Origin of the sequence: Glycomyces endophyticus (assembly GCF_039531525.1) — a bacterium.
In the GTDB taxonomy this organism is placed as follows: Bacteria; Actinomycetota; Actinomycetes; order Mycobacteriales; family Micromonosporaceae; genus Glycomyces; species Glycomyces endophyticus.
This window is the reverse complement of sequence record NZ_BAAAQF010000005.1, coordinates 402,886-423,163: the sequence shown is the minus strand read 5'-3', so window position 1 is coordinate 423,163 and position 20,278 is coordinate 402,886. Positions and strand designations below refer to the sequence as shown.

Sequence of the window (20,278 nt, the reverse complement as noted above, 5' to 3'; positions counted from 1 at the left end):
GTTCTCACTCAACCGCAACACCTGGACCTGCGCAAGGCCTCCAGGTGAATTCCTCGTATCATCCCATGTCTCGATTCGGACACGGGACCGGACACAAGGGAGGCGGGGCCCTCCCGGGCCCCGCCTCCGTTCCTCATCTCATCGAAGCCGGCGCTAGCGCGGCGTGTAGTAGTCGGGCACCTCGACGTCGCCGAAGTCCATGTCCGAGCCCAGGTAGAAGCTCGTGTACTGCGGCTGGTTGTAGGTGGTCTGCTGGTTCGCCACGCCGACCCGGTACTGCGGGTCGTGCATCAGCGTGAACAGCTTGTGGTCGGTGACCTCGGTCGAGAGGTACACGCGGATCGCGCTGGAGTCGGCGGTGCGCACCAGCAGCTCCTCGCGCCAGTCGCCGAGCACGTCGGCCACGAGGCCCGGGTTGCCCTTGGTGTAGTTGTTGGTGAGCGTCCCGGCGGCGTCGAGGACCACGCCGTCCTGGTAGTCGCGGATCGTCGTCTCCTCGACGGTGGCGGCATCCGCGCCGTGGACGAGCTGCGTCGTCAGGTCGGCGTCCCAGCGGATGCTCATGTTCGTGCCCGGCGCCGCCGACTCGATCGGCTCGCCCGCGGCCGTGAACAGCCCCTCGGGGTTCCCGGCCTGGTCCGGCGGCAGGCCGGCCCACGCCTCCAGGCCCGGGATCGACGGGTCGATGTCGCCGACCATCCCGCGCCCGGTGTCGCGGCCGGTGTAGCCGCCCCACAGGACCTCGCCGGTCTCGGCGTCGCGCATCGCGTAGCCGTACGGGGCCCACACGCCGCCCTCGAAGACCGAGAAGATCTCCAGCCCTTCGCGATCGGGGTCGAAGTCCCCCACGTGCAGGGCGTCGCCGTGGCCGAGCTTGGCGAGGGCGCCCGGGTTGCCCGAGCCCTCCGGCATGGTGTCGTACGAGGAGTACAGCAGCGAGCCGTCGTCGTCGAGCGTCGCGGCGCCGTAGACGATCTCCTGCCTGCCGTCCCCGTCCACGTCGGCGACCTGGAGCGAGTGGTCGCCCTGCGTCGTCAGCGTGCCCCACTCGGGGTCCGGTCCCTCGACGCCGTGCGGCCCCGAGTTGAACGGGTTCGGCATCGGGGCGTGCCCGGAGTCGGCCTGCCAGCGCTGCTCGAGGTTCCTGCCGTCCCAGTCGATCGCGGTGATCGTGGTGCGGGTGTAGTAGCCGCGGGCGAAGATCGCCGTCGGGTGCTCGCCGTCGAGGTAGGCCACGCCCGAGAGGAACCGGTCGACCCGGTTGCCCGGCTCGATGCGGGCCATGGCGTAGTCGCCCCACAGGAGGCCGTCGTCGCCGCGCTCAACCGGGAAGTCGACGGTGTCCATCTCGAGTCCGGTGCGGCCGTTGAAGACCGTCAGGTACTCGGGTCCGTCCACGATGAAGCCCGCGAAGTTCCGGAGCTGGTTCCGCGCCGAGCGCGACGGGGCGTAGACGTCGATGAAGTAGTCGGCGAGCGTGCTCGCGTCAGCCTCCGAGAGCGGGTAGGCGAAGTCGAACTGCGCGTCGGCCCCGAGCGCCGCCTCGATCGTGGCGGGCCAGTCGCCGTTCACGACCTCGGGGTGGCTGCTCCAGCCCTGGAACATCTCCACGAGGTGGTCGTAGTAGTCCGCGGCCGACATCCGGTAGTCGTCCTCGTGCGTGACCCCGGCGCGGCGGTCGTCGCGCGGCAGGGTGATGTACTGCTCGCGGTCCTTGACGTACGAGACGGTCCTGGTGCCCGGGGCGGTCTTCATCATGACCTCGGACTTGCCGTCGCCGTCGAAGTCGTAGACGTCGAACTGGGTGTAGTGCGCGCCGGCGCGGACGTTGACGCCCATGTCGATGCGCCAGAGGAGCTCGCCCTCCTGCGTGTACGCGTCGAGGAAGACGGTGCCGGTGTAGCCGACCTGCGAGACGTCCTTCGAGTTCGAGGGGTCCCACTTGACGACGTACTCGTAGTCGCCGTCCCCGTCGAGGTCGCCGGGGCTGATGTCGTTGGCCTTGTAGGTGTACGCCTCGCCCGCGGGGGTGACCCCGTCGGCGGGCTTCTGGAGCGGGATGTCCAGGTACTCCTCGGACCAGGGCGTGACCGTGTCGGAGACCTCGTCGGGCCCGCGCTTGACGGCGACGACCTTGTACTCCGAGTCCCCGTCGCCCGCGGCGTCGAGGAAGTTGGTCGAGTCGCTGACCGTGCCGATGTTCCGGCCGTCCCGGTAGACCTTGAACGTCGCTCCCGTCAGACCTGAATCGTTATAACCGGTGACCTCGTCGGCGAGCAGCCGCCAGCTGAGGAACACGCCGTCGTCGGTGACGGCCGCGACGAGGCCGCGGTCCAGGTCTTCGAGCTGTATCTCGTCATGGCCGCGATGGCCCTGCGCAGAGGCCGTGAACCCGGCGCCGGCCAGCACACCGACCAGCGACACCGCCACGGCCCTGCGAAATCTTCTAGGGGAATTCACCGAAGGGGCTCCTCGTCTTCAGGGCCGGCACGACCGAGGGGCGGCGCGCCCGGACCCGATTGAAACGATTTAACGCATCGAAAACTATCAACATCGGCAAGCCCTGTCAAGATCCCGTCCCACCCCGGACCCCCCGTGACCCCGCCCACCGCCCCGACCCCGACGCACTCCCGCCCACCGGACTCCGGTACAGTTACGCCTCGTCCCGGTCGATTAGCTCAGCGGGAGAGCACTCGCTTCACACGCGAGGGGTCACTGGTTCGATCCCAGTATCGACCACCATCAACAAGCCTCGGCTGATCCAGCCGGGGCTTTTGTGCGTCCGCCTTCCGGCCGGCTATTCGATGACGAGGCGGGCGATCTTGTCGCCGCGGAGGTGGAACTTCAGGGGGCCGGTGCCGTTGAAGCGGTTGCCGGTGACGGTGAGGGTGACGGTCCAGTCGTCGCCGGCGGATTCGGCGGCGACGAGTTCGAAGGTGCTGTCCATGCCGATGTTGTCGGTCTGGTTCCAGCGGCCGACGCCGTCGATGCCGGTGAACTCGCGTCCCCAGTCGCTCAGGAAGGCGTCGTCGGTGAAGACGTCGAGGAAGCGGGGGGTGTCCCCGGCGTTCGTGGCGTCGATGAACTCCTGGATCGGGGCCGGCAGTTCGGTGGTCATGGCTTCCTCCGCGGTCGGGAACGGCACCTCCCGACGCTACTGGTCGCGGGGAGGCCGGACCGGGGTTCGGCGATCCCTGGCGAGGGTGCCGGCGGCGAGGGTGGCGATGGTGGTGCGGAGGTAGTCGGTGAAGTCGATGCGCATGGCGCCGATCTCGGGGTCGGACTCGTAGGCGGCGATGACGCTCGGGGCGGGCTGGGCGTGGGTGCCGATCGCGCCGGTGACGAGGATGACGTGGCGGCCGAGCTGCTCGGCGGCGTCGCCGGTCTCGGGGAGGTGGCGGCGGATGAGGTCGGCCAGGATCGTGCGGTGGCGCTTGGCGGCCCGCTTGTGGCGGAGGGCGACCTCGGTGGAGACGTTGCGTTCGAGCACGGCGGCCTGGACGCTGAGGAGGTCGCACAGGACCGGTTCGCCGGCGAGGGACTCGGCGAGGGACGCGGCCAGGCGCTCGATGCGCTCGGCGGGGGCGCCGTCGGCGCCGACCTGCTCGTCGAGGCGGGACGGCAGTTCGGCGAGCCAGCGGTCCTCGGCGCGTTCGAGGAGTTCGAGGAGCACGGCCTCGCGGGACTCGAAGTAGCGCAGCACGTTCGACTTGGCGAGGCCGACGCGGCGGGCGAGCTCGTTCAGGGTCACGTCGGCGACCGGCATCTGTTCGAGCATGTCGGCGGCGGTCTCCAGGATCGCCTCCCGGCGGGCTTCCCGCTGCTCCTCCGATCGCGCGCGCTGGAATGTCGTCATGGACACAGCTTACAGACTTGCGGTCTCTTGATAAGAGACCATCGGTGCGTTAGATTGGAGACACAACGGACCGCCGGTCTGATATCAGGGTCGACTCCGGCCCGGCGCCGGCCATCCGCGACTCGAAACGAGGAACGCCATGTCCAAGGTCTGGTTCGTCACCGGCAGCTCCCGCGGCCTCGGCCGCGCCGTCGTCACCGCGGCGCTCGATGCCGGCGATCGCGTGGTCGCCACCGCCCGGGACCCCCGGCAGCTCGGAGACCTGGTGGCGCAGTATGGCGACCGCGTCCTGCCGCTCGCGCTCGACGTCGCCGACGACGCCGCGGTGCGGGCGGCCGTGAAGGCGGGGCACGAGGCGTTCGGCCGCCTCGACGTGGTCGTCAACAACGCCGGCTACGGCGATCTCGCCGCGGTCGAGGACGTCGACCTCGCCGACTTCAAGGCGCAGATCGACACCAACTTCTACGGCGTCGTCCACGTCTCCAAGGCCGTGGTCCCGATCCTGCGCGAACAGGGCTCGGGCCACCTCGTCCAGGTCTCCTCGATCGGCGGGAGGGTCGGCTCGGTCGGGCTCGCCGCCTACCAGAGCGCCAAGTGGGCCGTCGGCGGCTTCTCGACCGTCCTCGCCCAGGAGGTCGCCCCGTTCGGCGTCAAGGTCACCGTCCTGGAGCCCGGCGGCATGAGGACCGACTGGTCCGGTTCTTCGATGGTCATCCCGCCGATCAGCGACCCGTACCGGGCGACGGTCGGGGCCTCCGCCGAGCGTCGTCGTGCCTCGACAGGCACGGAGCCCACCGACCCCGCCAAGGTCGCCGCCGTGATCCGCGACCTCGCCGGCCGCGACGACGCCCCGCTGCGCCTCCTCATCGGCACCGACGCCTACGCCCTCGCCGCCGCGGCGTCCAGAACCCAGGCCGAGTCCGACGAGCACTGGCGCGCAGTGAGCGAGTCCGTCAGCGCCTGAGCCCATTCCAGGGCGGGCGTGTGGCCGCGGCCCGCTCGGTCATGGAGCGGTGCTCACCAGAGGTCGGAGGGCCAGGCGTTGAGGGTCGGGGCGTCGTGGTCGCCGGTGGTGGTGACGAGTTCGCCGGGGGCGAAGTAGGCGGCGGTGCCGGGGAGGGCGGTGGCGGTGCCGGTGGCGAGGTCGTAGGCGTAGAGGTCGTAGGAGGTCCAGCCCCACATGCTCGCGTCGCCGTAGAGCCAGAGGGTGGAGCCGACGGCGGTGGCGCGGTCGCCGCTGCCGAATGCGGCGGAGGCGGACCAGAGGACGGCGCCGGTGGCGGTGTCGTAGAGGGTCAGGTTGTCCTCTTCGGACTCCCAGTCGACGACGGCGAGGGACTCCTCGTGGATCGCCACCGCCTGGCCCTCCTGCTCGGACTGCCAGACGGTCGCGCCGGTCTCGGTGTCGACGACCGCGGGCCTGCCGTCGATGGTCAGCGGGAGCCTGCCGCCGACCGGCGTCACGGCCGGGAGGCCGCCGCAGGAGGTCAGGTCTTCGGTCTTGCGGGTCATGGCCTCGACGGTCCAGGCCGGGTCGGACTCGCCCAGGCGGTGGCCGGCGAGGGTCGCGGTGCAGCCGTCGGCGGGGTTGTCGTCCCAGTCGTCGTAGACGACGAGGGTGTCGCCGGAGAGCACGGCGCCGGCCTGCGTCGCAACGCTTCCCAGCGATTCGCCCTGCCGGTAGGCGGTCACCGTCCGGGAGTCGTGGCCCGTCGGGAACGACTCGACGAGGAGCCGCTCCGGGGCGGGCTCGCCGGTCCAGGGACTGGAGTCGAGGACGCGGGCGCTGGCGTAGGTCGGCGTCGACCACAGTGGATCGAGGTTCGCGGGGTCGCGCGCGTACATCGTGCAGTCGCCGATGCGGTCGTCCTGGTCGCCGGTGCACTCGGTCATCACCACCGCGTCGGAGAAGACGGTGACGAACGAGGCGTCCCGGTCGCGCCAGACCTCCTCGCCGGTCGCGAGGTCGAGCGCGACCGTGTCCTGGCGCCCGGGCCACTCGTAGGTCTCGTCGTCGAGGTCGTCCATGGCGAGGGACACGACGACGACGCCGCCGGCCACGCCCACCTCGGCGCCGTACTCCTCCCACTCGTGGGACCACACCGGACGGCCGTCGACTTCGAGGGCGAGCCGGGAGTCGGTGAGCCGCAGGGTGCCCGCGTCGAGGTGGGCGACCTGTTCGCCGTCCTCGGCGGCCTCGGTCCAGAGGGGGTCGCCGTCGTAGAGCTCGACACCGGCGGGAAGCGCCGCCTCGGGGGCGGGGGCGGCCGCGTCGATCGGGACGCCGTCGGGGAGTTCGCCCTCGGGCCAGGCGGACTCGTCGGGGAAGTCGCTCCCGTAGAGCGGCTCGATGACGAAGGTCGCGCCGAAGACCGCCAGCGCCAGCGCGGCGAGACCGAGTTGCAGCGTCCGCGGCCAGCTCCGGAACTCCCGCCACAGCGGGAGCGGTTCGGGGTCCGTGGACATGGGGCCTCCAATGGGCGGTCGATTGCTCGACTCGCACGATAGCGGCGGGCCGCCACCTTGCGAGCACGCACTATGCTCGGCCCGTCCCGCCCCGACCCCCGGAAGTGCCCCATGCCCCAGATTCAGCGCGAACGAATGCGCGTCCTTTGGATCGTGCTCTTCGCCGCGCTCTCGATGATGCCGCTCGGCGTCTGGAAGGTCGCCAGGGAGCCGAACACGGCGGTGGAGGTGGTGACCGCGTTCATGGAGGCGGTGCGGGACGGGGACCTGGAGCGGGCGTACGAGTTCGTCGGGACCTCGGTGCCCGCGGGCCGGGACGCGGCGTTCCTGCGACCCGAGGCGATCGGCGAGTGGGAGCTGCTCGCGGTCGAGCAGCCCGAGAGCGCCGCGGGGTTCCCGGAGGCGGTGACCGTGACGATCGGGACCGAGGACGGGACCGCGCGGGGCGCGTTCACCGTCGACGAGTACGACGGCGAGTTCACGCTGCGGGACCCGTTCCAGACCGTGTCGATCACGGCCTCGTCCTATCTGTCGGTGCAGGTCAACGACTTGACGGTGCCGATGCCGCTCGAGACCGGCTGGGACGCCTGGTACAACGGGCAGGCCCAGCGGTCGGTCACGCTGCTGCCGGGCGTGTACCGGTTCTTCGGGGGCGAGCCGGTGGCGCTGCTGGGCGACGACGAGGGCGGGTCGGACCAGGTGATCGGCACGCCGCTGCCGGCGGCGGGCGAGGCGGCGTCGCTGCAGGCGGCGGTGAACGCGTACATCGACGGGTGCGTCGAGTACCGGCTGACCGCGCCGGCGGGCTGCCCGTTCGCGACCGACGGCCAGGTCGACACCCTCGACCGGAGCCGGGTGCGCGAGCCGCGCGACGTGGCGTGGACCGTGGAGGCGTATCCGGTCGCGGCGGCGGTGCCGGGGACCGGACTGTACGGGGAGCCGGTGCTGCGGGTCGAGTTCACCGACCCGGGACGGATCGTGCTGGAGGGCGAGGCCCTCGGGGACGGGTGGGCGCCGTTCGCGGCGGCGTGCCGCTTCGACGGCCGGGTCCTACACGTGCTGGCCGCGCCCGGCGGCGGGGTCGAGGTGGCCCCGCTCGGCGAGGCCGTGGCCGACTCCTGCCGGGGCACCGAGTGAAAGGGGCTCGCATGCGCCTGCTGAAGTGGGCTTCGCCGCGGCGCTGGTCGATCCTCGCGGAGGGGGTCACCGTGGTCCTGGTCGCGCTCGTCGCGCTGCCGGTCCTGCTGGTCGGGGGCCGCGAGCCCGCGCCGGTCCGGGTGGTCACCGGGTATCTGGAGGCGCTGCGGGAGGGGGATCTGAAGCGGGCGGAGGCACTGGTCTCGGACTCGTACCAGCCCGAGGCGGACACCTCGTGGCTCACGGCGGAGGTCGCGACCGGGGACTGGGAGATCGAGTCGGTGGAGCTGAAGTCGGCCACCGAGTCCACTGTGCACGTGACGATCGCGTCCGGGGGCGCCCGCGCCGAGGGCGCGTTCACGCTGGAGGGGACCGACGACGACCTGCGCATCGCGAACCCGTACGTGTACCTGTCGGTCGCCGCGCCGCTGTTCGCCTCGACGGAGGTCAACGGCGTGCGGCGCGAGGCGGCGGCCGCGGCGGGCGCGCCGGTCCTGATCGCGCTGTACCCGGGCTCGTACGCGCTCTTCGGGAGCGTGCCCGAGTTCGACGGCGGGCTGTCGCTCCTGGCGCTGCCGGGCGCGCACGGCGGCCTGTACGGCGGCGACACGGTCGACGTGAACGCGCTGCTCACCGGTCCGGTGGTCGCGAGCGAGGCGCTGGAGGACCGGGTCAACGCGTCCCTGGCCGCCTGGATCGACGCGTGCGCCGAGAGCGCCGAGGCGGCGCCCGCCGGGTGCCCGTTCGGCATGGCCTGGGACTGGGGCGCGGCCTTCGACGGGCGGACCGAGTTCACCGAGGTCGAGGGCCTGGACTGGTCGGTGGAGGCGTATCCGAGGGTGCGGTTCGGCCGCGATCTGGCGCTGACCGTGGTCGAGCCCGGCTCGGTGCTGGTCGCGGGCACCGGGACGGCGCTGGGGACCGGGGAGGCGACCGCCGTCGACGGACGGTGCACTGTGGACTTCCGGAACGCGGTGCCCGCGATCGAGGACGACGGGACCGTGACGTTCGCGCTGTTCGCCGCGCAGCAGAACACCTGCTACTGAGCGGCCGCGCAGGGGGACTCCCCTGCGCGGCCGGTGTGCCTTAGGCGCTGGCGGCGTCCTGGACCTCGCCGATCAGCTCTTCGATGATGTCCTCCAGGAAGAGGACCCCGGTGGTCGCGCCCGCCGCGTCGGTGACGCGGGCGACGTGGGCGTTCTGGGAGCGGATCTGGGCGAGGGCGTCTTCGAGCTCGGCGGTGGCCTCGACGGTCGGGAGGTCGCGGATGCGGTCCGCGGGGATCGGCGCGTCGAGGTCGGCGAGGTCGAGGACGTCCTTGAGGTGCAGGTAGGTGTGCGGTTCGCCACCGTTCTGGATGACGTAGCGGGAGTAGCCGCTGGTCGAGACGGCCTCCTGCACCTGGCGGGGCGTGGGCCCGGCCGGGAGCATGACCAGCTCCCGCATCGGCACCTCGACGTCCTCCACGGTCTTCTCGGTGAACTCGAACGCGGCCGTGAGCGTGCCGGAGTCGTCGACGAGGGTGCCCTCGCGCTGCGACTCCTCGACGATCGTGGCGACCTCGTCGATCGTGTACGTGCTCTGCGCCTCGTCCTTCGGCTCGATGCGGAAGAGGCGCAGGATGCCGTTCGCGATCCAGTTCAGCGTCCAGATCAGCGGCCGCACGACCCGCGAGACGAACACGAGCGGCGGCGCGAGGATGAGCGCCGCGCGGTCGGGGACGGAGAACGCGATGTTCTTCGGGATCATCTCGCCGAAGACCACGTGGAGGAACGTCACGACCAGCAGCGCCACCGCGAACGCGATGCCCGTGACGGCGGCCGGGGTGAGCCCGGTCCAGCCGAGCGGGTACTCGAGGAGGTGGTGGATGGCCGGTTCGGAGACGTTCAGGATGACCAGGGAGCACACGGTGATGCCGAGCTGGCTGGTCGCCAGCATGAGCGTCGCGTGCTCCATGGCCCACAGGGTGGTCTTCGCCGCGCGGCTGCCGGCGGCGGCGCGCGGTTCGATCTGGGAGCGGCGCGCCGAGATGACGGCGAACTCCGCGCCCACGAAGAAGGCGTTGGCGACCAGGAGGACCACCAGCCAGATCAGTCCGGGAAGGTACTCGCTCATCGCTCGCGCTCCTGCTCGAAGGTCTCCAGGATGCGTTCGCGGGTGCCGCCGAACGCGGGGTCGGTCGCCTTGTCGTCGGGAAGGTAGCGAAGGCGGTCGATACGGGAGCCGGTGAGGCGGTCCACGCGCAGGAGGCCGCGTTCGAGGCGGATCTCCTCCCCCAGCGCGGGGATGCGCTCGAGGGTGTCGAGGACGTAGCCCGCGACGGTCTCGTAGTCCTCGCCCTCGGTGATGCGCACGCCCGCGCGCTCCCACAGCTCGTCGGGGCGCAGCGACCCCGCGAGCAGGATCGAGTCGGCGTGCTTGACGACGAGGTTCTGGCGGCTGTCGTGCTCGTCGTGGACTTCGCCGAGGAGCTCCTCGACGAGGTCTTCAAGCGTGACGATCCCGGCGGTGCCGCCGTACTCGTCGACGACCACGGCGATCTGGAAGCCGCGCCCGCGCAGCGTGCCCAGGAGCGAGCCGACGCCGGCGGTCTCGGGGACCTTCAGCGGCTCGGACATGAGCTCGGTGACGGGGACGGCGCCCCGGCGGTCGAACTCGACGCCGTACGCGGTCTTGACGTGGGCGACGCCGATGACGTCGTCGACGTCCTCGCCGAGGACGGGGAACCGGGAGTGCCCGGTCCGGGCCGCTTCGGTGATGACGTCGGCGGCGGTCGCCGTGCCCTCCAGGGTCACCGCGTTCACGCGCGGGGTCATGACCTCGCCGGCGGTGTGGTTGGAGAAGGTGAGGGTGCGGTGGAGCATCGTGGCCTCGTCGCGGTCGAGCGCGCCCTCGGTGGCCGAGCGCCGGATGAGGAAGCTCAGCTCCTCGGCGCTGCGCGCCCCGGAGAGCTCTTCTTTCGGCTCGATGCCCATGGCGCGGATCGTGCGGTTCGCGGTGCCGTTGAACAGCAGGATGACCGGTTTGAAGACGTACGTGAAGCCGATCTGGAACGGGACCACGAGCTTCGCGGTGGCGAGCGGGACCGCCAGCGCGAAGTTCTTGGGCGCGAGTTCGCCCAGGATCATCGAGAACAGGGTCGCGACGACGATGCTGACGACCGCGCCGATCGCGCCGACCGCGGATTCGGCGACGCCGATGCCGAGGAGCGGCTCGCGCAGGAGCGACGAGATCGCCGGCTCGAAGGTGTAGCCGGCGAGGAGGGTGGTGAGGGTGATGCCGAGTTGGGCGCTCGAGAGGTGCGTGGAGGTGACTTTCAGCGCCTTGATGGTCGGGCCGAGGCCCTTCTCGCCGCGCTCTTGCCGGCGCTCCAGTTCGGGCCGGTCGAGGTTGACCAGTGCGAACTCGGAGGCGACGAACAGTCCGGTACCGATGGTCAGTACGACACCCGCGAGGATGCCCCAGACTTCTGTGCTCAACGCTCACCTCGCTGCGACGCCGGGACCGGCTGTGGCCGCCCCGAGGTGAGCCAGGGTTTATGACTGGGTGAATCGTCCATGCCGACGAGGATAGCGGTGTCGCGGGGGCGTGTGCAGGGAGTCGCCGTCCGGATCACAGTCCGGACGGGTTCCGCAGGCTCAGAGTCCGGTCTTGCCTTGGGGTCCGGGGCCGGAGAGGGGGCCGGTGGCGGGCGTGTCGGGGTGGTCGGCGCGGGTCTCGCGGATGCGGCGGAGGGTCCAGCCGATGTGGCGCTCGACGGCGGTGGCGGCGGCGTCGGGGTCGCCTTTGGCGAGGACGTCGCGCAGTTCGGCGTGCTCGCTCCAGGCGGAGGCGCGGAAGTGGTCGCGGTCGAGGCGGGCGTTGAGGAACATGGAGACCTGGCTGCGCAGGAGGGTCCAGGTGCGGCGCAGGCGGGCGTGGTCGGCGGCCTCGTAGACGAGGTCGTGGAACTCGAGGTCGAGGGCGACGTGGTCGTCGCCTTCGGCGAGGGCCTTCATGCGGGCGATGACGTCGTCCATCCGGGCGAGGACGGCGTCGTCGACGCGGGCGGCGCAGCGCTCCATGGCGAGGCGCTCGATGGCGAGGCGGAGTGAGTAGACCTCTTCGATGTCGTCGAAGGTGAGGGTGATGACGCGGGCGCCGCGGTGGCGCTGGGACTCGATGAGGCCGTCGCGTTCGAGGATGGAGATGGCCTCGCGGACGGGGCCGCGGCTGACGGACATGGAGTCGGCGAGCTCGGCCTCCTTGAGGCGCTCGCCGGGGGCGAGGACGCCTCGGGTGATCATCTCGCGCAGCCGGTCGGCGACGAGGGTGGACAGGGCGGGGGGCATCGCGGGTCCGCCCATGAGATCCGACGTCGCCAAGTCCGTCCCCTTTCCGTGGTCCCGGCCCGCGGTGGGTGCCGGGGATTCAGTGTATGACGCTGCGCGGGTGGTGCTTCAGGCCCCGAGGACCCGGTCGAGGAAGCGGTTGCGGAACTTGCCGGCCGGGTCGTTGTACTCGGCGAGTTCGCGGAAGGCGCGGCCGCGGGGGAAGCGGGCGAGGCGGTCGGCGAAGGCGGGGCCGGCGATCTTGCCCCAGTGGGGGCGGGCGTCGTGGCGTTCGAGGACGCGTTCGACCGCGGTGAGGGCGTCGCCGACGGCGGCCGGGTCGGGTTTCCAGGTGAAGTGGACGCCGGCGGTGGCGCGTTTGTAGGCGCCGCTGAGCCAGAGGCCGTCGGCGGCCATGGTGCGGATCTCGGAGACGAGGAGGGCGGGGTTGACCGCGTCGGCCTCGCGGCACAGTTCGCGCAGGACCTGCGGGAGGCGGGCGCGGTCGACGAAGTACTCGCTCTGGAGTTCGTCGCCGGCGTTGCTGGGGGCGGCGTCGTGGCGGAAGTGCGGGAGGCGTTCGAGCCAGGGGCCTGTTCGTCCTCCTTGGACGGTGACGGTGTCGTCGGAGGCGACGGCGACCGGGGAGACGGCGCGGGCGGTGGAGTACCGGGCGGCGATCCCGGCGGGGAGGCGGGGCTCGGCGTCGTGCTTGAGGAGGATCTGGCTGATCGCGGGGGACGCCCAGTCCTGGATGAAGAGGCTGGTGCTGTAGGCGCCGGCGGTGAGGTCGTCGTAGGCGTCGAGGACGGGTTCCCAGGGGGCGTCGAGGAAGAGGTCTTGGCGGAGGTCGTAGGTCTCGCGCACGTCGAGGCGGAGGCGGGTGGCGACGCCGAGGGCGCCGAGGGCGACGACGGAGCCGTCGAAGGCGTCGTCGCCGCGGCTGACGACGGCGAGTTCGCCGTCGGCGCGCACGTACTCGATCGCGGCGACGGCGGCGGAGAGGACCGGGTTGCGGTCGCCGGAGCCGTGGGTGCCGGTGGCGACGGCGCCGCCGACGGAGATGTGCGGGAGGGACCCCATGTTGCCGAGGGCGAGGCCGTCGGCGTGGAGGGCGCGGGCGACGTGGGCGAAGGGGGCGCCGGCGGGCACGTCGGCGGTGCGTCGGTCGGCGCTGATCCGCACGTCGGCGGGGAGGTCCGCGACGGAGACCATGAGGCCGTCGGTGTCGGCGATGTCGTTGAAGGAGTGGGTGGTGCCGACGGCGCGGACGCGGTCGGCGGCGGCGACGACCTCTTGGAGCTCTGCCACCGTGCGGGGACGGGCGGTCCGTGCGGCGCCGAAGTGGACGTTTCCGGCCCAGTTGGTGCTCATGCGGTGGTTCCTTTCAGGGTGCGGTCGCTAGGGGTGTCGATGTGGGAGGGCGCCAGGCGCAGGAGGACCCAGCCGATGTGGTCCTCGATCGCGGCGACCGCGGCGGCGGGGTCGCCGGAGGCGAGGGCGTCGCGCAGGCGCAGGTGCTTGGCGTGGCTGGTGGAGCGGAAGTAGTCGCCGTCGGTGCGGGCGTGGAGGAAGACCGAAACCTGGCCGCGGATGGGCGCCCAGGTGCGGTCGAGGCGGGCGTGGGCGGCGGCCTCGTAGACGAGGTCGTGGAACTCGAGGTCGAGGGCGGCGACGTCGGCCGCGGCGGCGGTCTCGGGGAGGTCCCGCATGCGGTCGAGGACGCCGTCGAGGGCGCCCTGGAGCTCGGGGGTGATGCGCTCGGCGGCGCGGGCCATGGCGAGGCGCTCGATCGCCAGGCGCAGGGAGTAGACCTCCTCGATGTCGCGGGCGGTGAGGCTGATGACGCGGGCGCCGCGGTAGCGCTGGGTCTCGGCGAGGCCTTCGGCGGTGAGGAGCGCGATGGCCTCGCGCACGGGGCCGCGGCTGACGCGGAGGGCGGCGGCGAGCTCGGTCTCCTTGAGGCGTTCGCCGGGGGCGAGCTCGCCGTGGGTGATCATGTCGCGCAGCCGGTCGGCGACCAGGGCCGCGAGGGCGGGGGCGCTCGCGGCGATGCCGGCGGCGGGGGCGGTGTCCAAGGGTCCTCCTCTGAGGGGGTCCCGGGAAGCCTACCAGAAAATTGCAGATTGTTTCTTGTTGACAATCTCCAATCCGGCGATTAGCGTTCGTCGCGTCGGCACCGGTGCCTGTTCCATCCCCGAGCCGACGTCCCTCGAAACGGCACCGGATCGCGCAAGGAGGCGCGCTGCATGGTCCAGATTTCACGGAGAACACTCCTCGGAGCAGGGGCGGCGCTCGGCGCCGGACCGCTGCTCACCGCCTGCGGGTCCCCGTTCGACGACACCACCGCGGCCGGAGGCAACGTCCTCGAGTTCGTCACCTTCTACACCGGCCCCGACGGGGTCGTCATGCAAGGGATCGTCGACCGCTACAACGAGCAGTCCGCCGGCGCGCAGATCCGCATGTCGGCGCCCGCGTACGGCGGCGACTACCTCACCAAGCTCGTCACCTCGTCCATCGCCGGGAACCCGCCCGCGATCATGGCGCTCCACAACAACGAGGTCCCGCCCCTGCGGCGGTTCCTCCACGAGCTCGACCTCGCGTCGTTCGGCTTCGCCGAGACCGACTTCGTGGAGGGCACGCAGGACCTGGCCGTCGTCGAGGGGAGGCGCCTCGGGGTCACCATGAGCACCGGCCCCCAGGCGATGGTCTACAACAGACGGCTGTTCGCCGAGGCCGGACTCGACCCCGACCGGCCCCCGACCGACGCCCAGGAGTTCCTGGAGGCCGGGAAGGCCCTCAAGGAGTCCGGCGTGTGGGGCTTCATCCGCGAGCCCGCCGCCTGGATGCCGTGGCTGACCATGAACTGGCAGAACGGCGGCGAGCTCGTCGCCGAGGACGGCACCGCGCTGTTCGACTCCGACGCCTCCCTGGAGGCGATCGACATGGAGCGGCGCTGGGTCCACGAGGACGGCATCTCGCCCTCGCAGCTCCTCGACGGCGTCCAGATGGGGCAGCAGTTCCAGGACGAGCAGGTCGGCATGATCTTCATCGGCCCGTGGGGCCTCGCCGACATGGTCAAGGCGAACGAGCGGGACGGCAAGGACTTCGGCGTCGCGCCGCTCCCCGCGTTCTTCGGCGCCGCCCCGGCCGTCGCCGCCACCTCCCACGTCTACTGCATCCCCAAGCAGCGCAGCAACGACGACTGGGTCCGCGGCGAGGCCGCGAAGTTCATCGAGTGGGTCGTGCGCGAGGGCTCGGTCACCTGGGCCGGGTCGCAGGCGCCCTCGTTCAACGGCGTCGACGCCGCGATCGCCGCCAGCGACGACCCGGTCGTCACCGCCATGACCACGTTCGTCGAGGAGCAGCCCCGGGCCCGGTTCGTGCCGTACGCCCCGCGCTGGAACCAGGCGTTCACCTACCTGACGAGCGCCACGCAGTCCATCGTGTACCGCGACGAGGACCCGCAGGCGCTCATGTCCGAGGCCGCCGAGCAGGCCACCGCCGCGATCAAGGGGGCCTCGCGATGACCGCCGCCACCGAGACCACCGCGCCCGCGCGGAAGCGCCGCAAGGGATTCGGCAAAGTCGGCATCCTGTTCGCCGCCCCGTTCCTGGCGCTCCTGCTGTTCCTGTGGGTCGTGCCCGTCGTCAACGGCTTCTGGGTCAGCCTCACCGACACCAACATGGCCGAGGGCACCGGCGGGTTCGTCGGCCTCGACAACTACGCGAATCTCGTCACCGACCCGGACTTCCATGCGGCCCTCGGCAACACGGCCCTGTTCGTGGTCCTCAACGTCCCGGTCCTCGTGGCCGTGGGCCTGCTGCTGGCGATGCTGCTCAACCAGCGCCTCAGCGGCCGCGGCGCGATCCGGGCCGCGTTCATATCCCCCTACCTGCTCACCGGCGCCGCGGTCGCCATCATCTGGCAGACCGCGCTCAACCCGCTGGACGGCAACGTCAACCAGGTCCTCGGCGCGATCGGCCTCCCCGAGCAGGCGTGGCTGTCCACGCCCGGTGAGGCGATGGGCGCGGTCGTGCTCATCACCCTGTGGTGGCGCGTCGGGTTCCCCCTGCTGGTGCTGCTCGCGGCCCTCCAGGACATCCCGGCCCAGCTGTACGAGGCCGCGAAGATCGACGGCGCGAACCTGTGGCAGCGGTTCCGGTACATCACCCTCCCGGCCATCGCGCCGGTGCTCATGCTCGTGGTGCTGCTGCGCCTCATCGACTCGTTCAAGGTCTTCGAGCAGGTCTACCTCGTGACGCAGGGCGGGCCCGCCGGGTCGACCCGCGTCGTGCTCCAGATGCTCTACGAGTCCGGCTTCCGCGACTTCCAGACCGGCTACGCCTCGGCGATCGGCTGGGCGCTGGCCCTCATCATCCTCGTCGTCACCGTCATCCAGCTCGCGCTCACCCGAAGGAGGGCATCGTGACCACGGTCGAAGCCGCCGTCGCGGCCGAAGCAGCACGCCCCGCCCGCCGCCGCAGGGGCGGGCCCGACCGGCGCGCCCGCCGCATCGGGACGGCGATCGCCGCGGTCCTGGCCCTGGCCTGGACCCTGCCGATCGTGTGGGTCCTCATCGGCTCGTTCAACGCCGAGCGGATCACCTCCGGCACCGGGTTCCTCCCGTCCGACCCCACGGCCGACAACTGGTCGAAGCTCGTGCAGCCCGACGGGCGCGCGGTGAACGTGTTCGTCGCGTTCTTCAACAGCACCGTCGTGGCGGTCGTCGCCACCGTGCTCGCGCTCGTGGTCTGCTCGATGATGGCCTACGCGCTCGCCCGCCTGCCGTTCCGCGGCTCGGCCGTCGTCCTCGCCGCGATCGTCCTCATGATGCTCGTGCCGACCGAGGTCATCCTGGTGCCGCTGTTCAAGCAGTTCGCCGCGCTCGGGCTCCTGAACACCTACGGCGCCTTGATCATCCCGCACGTGGTGTCGCTGTTCGGGGTGGTGCTGTTGCGGCAGTTCATCGCGAACCTGCCCGTGGAGCTGACCGAGGCGGCGAAGATCGACGGCGCGAACGCCTGGCAGAACTACCGGTACATCGTGCTGCCGCTCATCCGGCCCGGCCTCGCCACGCTCGGCATCCTCGTGTTCCTCGCGGCCTGGAACGACTTCCTGTGGCCGCTCATCGCCACCAGCACCCCGTCCATGCAGACGCTCCCGCTCGCGCTGATCACCTTCCGGTCGGCGTACGGCGACGGCGAGTACGGGGTGGTCATGGCGTCCACGATCCTCGCCATCACCCCGCCGCTGCTCATCTTCCTCATCGCCCAGCGATTCATCGTCGAGGGCATCAGCAACACCGGTCTGAAAGGTTGACAATGTCCAACACCACGCGATCCTCCGAGCACGCCGGGCACAACCGGGTGCACCCGACCGCCGCCCGGTCCGACCCGGACCCGCGGCACGTGCGCGAGGCCGAGGTCCGCATCGACGCCGCCGCCCCGAGCGGGCCGCTCGCGCCGATCTGGGCGAGCATGGGCTACGACGAGATCAACTACACCTACCGGCCCGACGGGAAGCGCCTGCTCAACAGCATCGGCGAGTTCTCCCCCCAGGCGTTCCACGTGCGGCCCCACTACATGTTCTGCTCCGGCTCCGGCTGGGGGCAGCCGCACTGGGGCAACGGGAACGTCTACCACGAGGACGCGGACGGGAACCCGTTCTACGACTTCACGATCCTGGACGAGACGTACGACGCGATCGTCGGCGCCGGCCACCACGTGCTCGTCGAACTCGGGTTCACCCCCAAGGACCTCGTGCCCGAGAAGGCGAAGGACGTCTTCCCGGTGATCTCCAGCCCCACGGTCTACAGCGCCTACGAGCACGGCCTGTGGTCGTTCCCGCCCAAGGACTACGGCAAGTGGGCCGGGCTGTGCACCGCCACCGCCGCGCACGTCCTCGAGCGCTACGGCGCCGAGGAGGTCTCGACCTGGGTGTGGGAGCTGTGGAACGAGCCGGACATCTTCTACTGGCGAGGCACCCCGCAGCAGTACTACGACCTGTACACCGTCACCGTCGAGGCGATCCGGAGCGTGCTGCCGGACGCGCGCGTCGGCGGGCCGTCGGTCACCGGCGGCGACGCGGGTGTGGAGTTCCTGCGCGGGTTCCTCCAGCACTGCAGGGACACCGAGACGCCGCTGGACTACGTCTCGTTCCACACCAAGGGGTCGGCGTTCACGCCGTGGCGCACCTACGGGCCGATCGGCGCGCCCGCGCCCGTGCAGGAGTCGCCCTCGGCGATGAAGATGCTGTTCGAGGTGGACCGGCTGCTCGCGGTCATGGGCGAGTTCCCCGAGTACGCGGCGCTGCCCGCGCTCATCGACGAGTGCGACGCGGGCGTGCCCGCCCACCACTCCGCCTACGACAACCCGAACTTCCGGTTCCAGAACACCGAGTACTACCCGGTGTTCCAGGCCAAGCTCATGAAGAAGCTCCTCGACCTCAGCGGGTCGTATCAAGGAAACATCGAGCAGGCCACCACCTGGTCGTTCTACTTCGAGGGCGAGAGGTACTTCGAGGGCACGCGGTCCTGGACCACCCAGGGCGGCATCGAGAAGCCGTTCATGAACGCCTACCGGCTCTTCGCGAAGCTCGGCGACGAGCGGCTCCCCGCCGCCTCGGACCGGGCGTTCGCCATCGACGACCTCTCCGGCCGCGAGTACGGGATGCCCGAGGAGGTCGACGCGCTCGCCTCGATCGCCGGGGACGGCACCGTCACCGCGCTCGTGTGGCGCCACGGCGACGACCAGTACGCCCGGGACGAGACGCCGACCGCCGCGGTCCTGGCGTTCAGCGGCCTCGCCGCCGGCTCGTACACCGCGACCGAGTACCGCATCGACGCCGACCACTCCAACGCGCACACCGTGTGGGAGGGGCTCGGCTCGCCGCAGGAGCCCGACGCAGAGGACCTGGCGCTCATCCACTCCCGGCAGGGCCTGGAGGCCCTGGGAGCACCGCGCACTGTGGACGTCGAGGGCGGAGCCCTGCGGTACGAGACCGCGCTGCCGCTGCCGTCGGTGTCGCTCGTGGTGCTGGCACCGCGATGACCGAGACCCAGTTGTTCGTCGGCGGCCGCCTCCGCGCGGCCGCCGACGGCGGGACGATGCCGCTCCACGACCCGGCCACCGGCGAGGCGACCGGCAGCGCGGCGAAAGCGACCGAATCCGATGTGGACGACGCCCTGGCGGCGGTCGCCCGCGGCGCCGAGCGGTGGCGCCGCTCCTCCCCGCAGGAGCGGGCGCGGGTCCTCGACGGGGCCGCGGCGATCCTGCGGTCGCGGGCCGAGGCGCTCGCCCGGGCGATCACCGCCGAGCAGGGCAAGCCGCTGGGCGAGGCCCGCGCCGAGATCGAGCAGTCCGCCGGGTACTTCGACTGGTTCGCGAAGGAGGCCGTGCGCGACCTCGGCCGCACCTGGAGCGACGGCGACCGCGTCTTCGCGGTCGAGCGCCGCCCGATCGGACCCGTGGCCGCGTTCACGGCGTGGAACTTCCCCGCCTCGCTCCCGGCGCGGAAGATGGCCCCGGCCGTGGCCGCGGGGTGCTCGATCCTCGTCAAGCCCGCAGAGGAGGCGCCGAGTGCCGCTCTGGCCCTTGCCGAGTGCCTGGTGGAGGCGGGCCTGCCAGGCGACGCGGTCGCCGTGGTGACCGGGGACGCGCCGGCGATCGCCTCGCGCGTCATCGGCTCGCCGGTGATCCGCAAGATCACGCTGACCGGCTCGATCCCGGTCGGGCGCGAACTCGTGCGGCTCTCGGCCGAGCACCTCCAGCCGCTCAGCCTCGAACTCGGCGGCCACGCGCCCGTCATCGTGCTGCCGGGCGCCGACATCGCCTCGGCCGCAAGGACGCTCGCGAGCGCGAAGTTCCGCAACGCCGGGCAGGTGTGCATCTCCCCCACCAGGTTCTTCGTGCCGCGCGAGGATGCGGAGGCGTTCGCGGCCGAGTTCGCGGCGGCCGCCGCGACCCTCGTGGTCGGGCCCGGCGACCGGGACGGCGTCGACGTGGGCCCGCTCGCGAACGAGCGGCGACTGCGCGCCGTCGAGTCCCTTGTGGATGATCTTCGCGAGGGCGGCGCCCGGGTGCTGACCGGCGGCCGCCGGGCGGACCTGCCGGGGTGGTTCTACGAGCCCACGGTGGTCGTGGACGTGCCGGACGGCGCGCGCATCCTCACCGAGGAGCCGTTCGGACCGGTCGCGCCGATCCTGCCGTACGCCGACCTCGACGAGGCCGTGGCCAGGGCGAACGCCGTCGAGCAGGGCCTCGCGGCCTACGTCTTCGGCCCCGAGGGCGCGGGCCGCGAGGCGGCGGCGCGGCTGGAGGCCGGCATGATCGGCGTCAACAGCACCGCGCTCGCCGTCGCCGAGGCGCCGTTCGGCGGCGTCAAGGCCTCCGGCTACGGCCGCGAGGGCGGCACCGAGGGCATCGGCGAGTACACGGTCGCCGTCTACACGCAGGTGCGGCCCGAGGGGTCCTGAGCCGTCGGCCCCGGAGCGGCCTACCCGCGACCG

The 20,278-nt window shown here is 71.6% G+C and carries 17 protein-coding genes and 1 tRNA gene; 9 read left to right on the top strand and 9 right to left on the bottom strand.

What is annotated here, in order from left to right:
* Positions 1-153: 153 nt before the first annotated feature.
* On the bottom strand, positions 154-2,409 hold the full coding sequence (locus ABD419_RS08675) for a rhamnogalacturonan lyase (RefSeq protein ID WP_344485348.1): 2,256 nt from the start codon (positions 2,407-2,409) through the stop codon (positions 154-156).
* A gap of 258 nt (positions 2,410-2,667) precedes the next feature.
* Here ABD419_RS08675 and ABD419_RS08670 point away from each other — a divergent pair.
* Positions 2,668-2,742 (top strand) — tRNA-Val (locus ABD419_RS08670).
* A gap of 55 nt (positions 2,743-2,797) precedes the next feature.
* On the opposite strand, the gene ABD419_RS08665 is transcribed toward ABD419_RS08670, so the two are convergent.
* Together ABD419_RS08665 and ABD419_RS08660 are read right to left on the bottom strand one after the other, a co-directional pair.
* On the bottom strand, positions 2,798-3,118 hold the full coding sequence (locus ABD419_RS08665; RefSeq protein WP_344484535.1) for a nuclear transport factor 2 family protein: 321 nt from the start codon (positions 3,116-3,118) through the stop codon (positions 2,798-2,800).
* A 36-nt stretch (positions 3,119-3,154) separates the two neighbouring features.
* Positions 3,155-3,856, bottom strand: coding sequence for a TetR/AcrR family transcriptional regulator (locus ABD419_RS08660; RefSeq protein ID WP_344484532.1), 702 nt, complete (start codon positions 3,854-3,856; stop codon positions 3,155-3,157).
* A gap of 139 nt (positions 3,857-3,995) precedes the next feature.
* Here ABD419_RS08660 and ABD419_RS08655 point away from each other — a divergent pair, with 139 nt between their 5' ends.
* The gene (locus tag ABD419_RS08655) at positions 3,996-4,820 is read left to right on the top strand and encodes an SDR family NAD(P)-dependent oxidoreductase (protein ID WP_344484529.1); all 825 of its coding nucleotides are present in this window, start codon (positions 3,996-3,998) and stop codon (positions 4,818-4,820) included.
* 53 nt (positions 4,821-4,873) lie between these two features.
* On the opposite strand, the gene ABD419_RS08650 is transcribed toward ABD419_RS08655, so the two are convergent.
* A complete protein-coding gene (locus ABD419_RS08650; protein ID WP_344484526.1) occupies positions 4,874-6,322 on the bottom strand; it encodes an outer membrane protein assembly factor BamB family protein in 1,449 nt (482 codons plus the stop codon).
* Between the two features lie 135 nt (positions 6,323-6,457).
* On the opposite strand from ABD419_RS08650, the gene ABD419_RS08645 reads away from it, so the two are divergent.
* Positions 6,458-7,459, top strand: a complete 1,002-nt coding sequence (locus ABD419_RS08645; protein ID WP_344484523.1) for a hypothetical protein — start codon at positions 6,458-6,460, stop codon at positions 7,457-7,459.
* Positions 7,460-7,470: 11 nt separating this feature from the next.
* A complete protein-coding gene (locus ABD419_RS08640; protein ID WP_344484520.1) occupies positions 7,471-8,505 on the top strand; it encodes a hypothetical protein in 1,035 nt (344 codons plus the stop codon).
* 40 nt (positions 8,506-8,545) lie between these two features.
* On the opposite strand, the gene ABD419_RS08635 is transcribed toward ABD419_RS08640, so the two are convergent.
* The 5 genes from ABD419_RS08635 to ABD419_RS08615 all read right to left on the bottom strand — a co-directional run bounded on the left by ABD419_RS08635 (position 8,546) and on the right by ABD419_RS08615 (position 13,847).
* Positions 8,546-9,574, bottom strand: a complete 1,029-nt coding sequence (locus ABD419_RS08635; RefSeq protein ID WP_344484517.1) for a hemolysin family protein — start codon at positions 9,572-9,574, stop codon at positions 8,546-8,548.
* Positions 9,571-10,938 carry a hemolysin family protein gene (locus tag ABD419_RS08630; protein ID WP_344484514.1) on the bottom strand — a complete coding sequence of 456 codons (1,368 nt, stop codon included), beginning with the start codon at positions 10,936-10,938 and terminating at the stop codon, positions 9,571-9,573. Before ABD419_RS08630 ends, ABD419_RS08635 begins: the two co-directional genes overlap by 4 nt.
* Before the next feature lie 159 nt (positions 10,939-11,097).
* On the bottom strand, positions 11,098-11,823 hold the full coding sequence (locus ABD419_RS08625) for a GntR family transcriptional regulator (protein ID WP_344484511.1): 726 nt from the start codon (positions 11,821-11,823) through the stop codon (positions 11,098-11,100).
* Between the two features lie 75 nt (positions 11,824-11,898).
* A complete protein-coding gene (locus tag ABD419_RS08620) occupies positions 11,899-13,143 on the bottom strand; it encodes an FAD-binding protein (RefSeq protein ID WP_344484508.1) in 1,245 nt (414 codons plus the stop codon).
* Positions 13,140-13,847: a GntR family transcriptional regulator gene (locus tag ABD419_RS08615; protein WP_344484505.1), complete on the bottom strand. Its 708-nt coding sequence runs from the start codon at positions 13,845-13,847 to the stop codon at positions 13,140-13,142. The genes ABD419_RS08620 and ABD419_RS08615 overlap by 4 nt, the downstream gene beginning before the upstream one ends.
* A 171-nt stretch (positions 13,848-14,018) precedes the next feature.
* Between ABD419_RS08615 and ABD419_RS08610 the strand changes: the two genes are divergently transcribed.
* The 5 genes from ABD419_RS08610 to ABD419_RS08590 are packed head-to-tail and all read left to right on the top strand — an operon-like array spanning position 14,019 to position 20,245.
* Positions 14,019-15,299, top strand: coding sequence for an extracellular solute-binding protein (locus ABD419_RS08610; RefSeq protein WP_344484502.1), 1,281 nt, complete (start codon positions 14,019-14,021; stop codon positions 15,297-15,299).
* Positions 15,296-16,201, top strand: a complete 906-nt coding sequence (locus ABD419_RS08605) for a carbohydrate ABC transporter permease (protein WP_344484499.1) — start codon at positions 15,296-15,298, stop codon at positions 16,199-16,201. Before ABD419_RS08610 ends, ABD419_RS08605 begins: the two co-directional genes overlap by 4 nt.
* Positions 16,198-17,091 carry a carbohydrate ABC transporter permease gene (locus ABD419_RS08600; RefSeq protein ID WP_344484496.1) on the top strand — a complete coding sequence of 298 codons (894 nt, stop codon included), beginning with the start codon at positions 16,198-16,200 and terminating at the stop codon, positions 17,089-17,091. The genes ABD419_RS08605 and ABD419_RS08600 overlap by 4 nt, the downstream gene beginning before the upstream one ends.
* A gap of 2 nt (positions 17,092-17,093) precedes the next feature.
* Positions 17,094-18,821, top strand: a complete 1,728-nt coding sequence (locus ABD419_RS08595; protein ID WP_344484493.1) for a GH39 family glycosyl hydrolase — start codon at positions 17,094-17,096, stop codon at positions 18,819-18,821.
* Positions 18,818-20,245 carry an NAD-dependent succinate-semialdehyde dehydrogenase gene (locus tag ABD419_RS08590; protein ID WP_344484490.1) on the top strand — a complete coding sequence of 476 codons (1,428 nt, stop codon included), beginning with the start codon at positions 18,818-18,820 and terminating at the stop codon, positions 20,243-20,245. Before ABD419_RS08595 ends, ABD419_RS08590 begins: the two co-directional genes overlap by 4 nt.
* Positions 20,246-20,278: the final 33 nt, after the last annotated feature.